The 2,335-nt window shown below is 37.3% G+C and carries 4 protein-coding genes; 1 reads left to right on the top strand and 3 read right to left on the bottom strand.

All coding sequences use genetic code 11. The features are described 5' to 3' along the window. On the top strand, positions 1-232 hold a 232-nt coding region (locus ACIR131C_RS26680; RefSeq protein ID WP_231395412.1), incomplete at its 5' end, for a DUF4351 domain-containing protein. Between the two features lie 160 nt (positions 233-392). Here ACIR131C_RS26680 and ACIR131C_RS0106900 read toward each other — a convergent pair. The 3 genes from ACIR131C_RS0106900 to ACIR131C_RS26675 all read right to left on the bottom strand — a co-directional run. Then, complete coding sequence (locus ACIR131C_RS0106900) at positions 393-1,643, bottom strand: bifunctional folylpolyglutamate synthase/dihydrofolate synthase (protein WP_028089603.1); 1,251 nt, start codon at positions 1,641-1,643, stop codon at positions 393-395. A gap of 95 nt (positions 1,644-1,738) precedes the next feature. Then, entirely contained in the window at positions 1,739-1,864 is a 126-nt protein-coding gene (locus tag ACIR131C_RS0106895; protein ID WP_028082918.1) for a photosystem II protein Y, read from the bottom strand. Positions 1,865-1,984: 120 nt separating this feature from the next. Further along, the coding region (locus ACIR131C_RS26675) for a hypothetical protein (RefSeq protein WP_231395411.1) at positions 1,985-2,335 on the bottom strand (351 nt) is incomplete at its 5' end.

Raw genomic sequence — 2,335 nt, 5'->3', positions numbered from 1 at the left:
AGGTAAAATCGAAGGTAAAATCGAAGGTAAAATCGAAGGTAAAATCGAAGGTAAAATCGAAGGGGAAACATTGTTAATTATCCGTCAATTAAACCGACGTTTTGGCGAAATTCCAGTTTCTTTAATTGAAAGGATTCAAAAATTACCTCTGGAGAAATTAGAAGTTTTGGGAGTGGAATTATTATATTTTACCAACGCCGATGATTTAGAAACTTGGTTAAATCAAAATTAAGAATAACACTTCAGGAATTAAATACAAATCCTCAATTGTCTGAATCAGGATTTTCAAGATTAAAAGATGAACAGGATTAATAATTTATCCCCAAATCCTATAAATCCTGATTCTGACAAAATAATTAATAACAATCCTGTAAATCCTCAAATCTTCGACATCATGATATGGCTAAAAAATAACCAATTAAATACAAAGAACCACATAAAACAACTTGATTATCTGTAGCACTAAAAGCAGCATCTAAAGCTGAAAATACATCTTGATATATATGACAAAAATTCAAATCTGGACAAATTGATGTTCCTAACTTAGCTAATTCTTCTAAATCCGCTGAATTGCTGTCGGGGACTGGAACTAAATATAATTTATCTCCTGGTTTGAGAAGTTCCTGAAAAATATCACCATGATCTTTAGTGGCCAGCATTCCCATGACCCAAGTGATATTTTTGGTGTTGAGTGTATCTACATAATGACGTAAAACATTAGCTGAGGCTGGGTTGTGTGCGCCGTCAATGAGGAGTTTTTGCTGTTTCCAGGTTATCCATTGCATTCTCCCTGGCCACTTGGTTTTAGCCATACCATTAATAATAGCTTCCTCAGAAATTTGCCAATTCTGTTTTTGCAAGATTTCCAAAGCTGCTATTGCTAAGGCTGAATTATGTAATTGAATTTGTCCCTGTAATGGTAAAGGATATTTTATAAATTGAGAACCTTCTATTTTTTGATATTCGGCCCAATTTTGATTAATTTGACGAGAGGGTTTAGGGGTAAAAATCGGACATTTTAGTTCTAATGTACGCGATATCACGACTTTTTGGGCTGCTTCTGGTAATGAACCCACCACCACCGGACATCCGGGTTTGATAATTCCCGCTTTTTCTCTGCTAATATGGGCTACAGCCGGTCCTAGTTGTTGCCAATGTTCTCGACTTATGGAAGTAATTATTGTCACTAAAGGGTGATCACAGACATTAGTGGCATCTAAACGTCCTCCTAGTCCGACTTCAATTACCGCAATATCAACTTGTTGCTGGGCAAAATATAACCAAGCTGCTGCGGTAATTACCTCAAATTGGGTAGGAGATTCTTCACTTGGATTAATTGCCGTTTGAACTTGAAGTATTAATTCACACAGTTTATCACTATTAATTGCTTGTTCATTCACACAGATACGTTCTGTCCAATCAACCAAATGGGGCGAGGTGTAGCGTCCAGTTTTATAACCAGCTTCAGTAAGTACCGCAGACAGATAAGCACAAACAGAACCTTTACCATTAGTACCAGCGACATGAACAATTGGCACTCGGTGATGGGGATTTCCCAAAGTTGCCAATAAATTGACAATTCGAGATAACCCCAAATTGACACCAAAATGCTGAAAAGGTTGGAGTAGGGAATCTATGCTCATGGGAATTGTGTAATTGGTAATTTGGTAATTAGATTAGAATTGGTAGAACTCTTGCCTATTCTCTGTTCCCTGTTCCCTGTTCCCTATTCTCCAAATTACGCTTCTTTGCTCAAAAAGTTTTGTATTTGTCTAATAGCAGCAGCGCCGATATTAAAAGCAGCCCAACTAGCAGCGATCGCTAAAGGTGCTAAAACAATTACTACACGAGTATCAATGTCCATATTTAGAAACCCTCTGTAAATTAAAAATTTTAAGTTTTTTGACCAAGAAATTTTAGATTTTAGATTTTAGATTTTAGATTGGGAATTTTGGCCGTTGCCCCCTACAATTTCAGGGACGAACTAACCCAAAATTGCTAATGTAAAATCCCCAAGCTCCACACTTGAGGGTGGAGTCAATCCAAAATCCAAAATCGTAAATCCAAAATCCACTGACATACCTCCTCGTTCTTTCATGAGCGAGGATTCTTTGACACTGCACTGACTGGTGCTACCGAAAAGTAGTCTTATCCAGTAGACCTGTCCGTTTATAGTCTCCCAATGCCCTGTGGCGACTATACCTAGTTTACTATAAAGCTGTCCTAGAAGAACGGGGATTGTATCCGATTTTTTTTGGTCAACAGTTCTCAGTTTTGATCGAGAACTAAAGTGGGGAATTTTTTCAAGGTTGTATGTAAAGTTTACAGGATTTAA

It is taken from the genome of Dolichospermum circinale AWQC131C, from assembly GCF_000426905.1.
GTDB classification, from domain to species: domain Bacteria; phylum Cyanobacteriota; class Cyanobacteriia; order Cyanobacteriales; family Nostocaceae; genus Dolichospermum; species Dolichospermum circinale.
This window is presented reverse-complemented; position numbering and strand designations above follow the sequence as displayed.

What these genes read in the sequence shown, in the direction of transcription:
- ACIR131C_RS0106900 (WP_028089603.1), bottom strand. Translation starts at nt 1,643, where the DNA reads ATGAGCATAGATTCCCTACTCCAACCTTTTCAGCATTTTGGTGTCAAT.
- ACIR131C_RS0106895 (WP_028082918.1), bottom strand. Translation starts at nt 1,864, where the DNA reads ATGGACATTGATACTCGTGTAGTAATTGTTTTAGCACCTTTAGCGATC.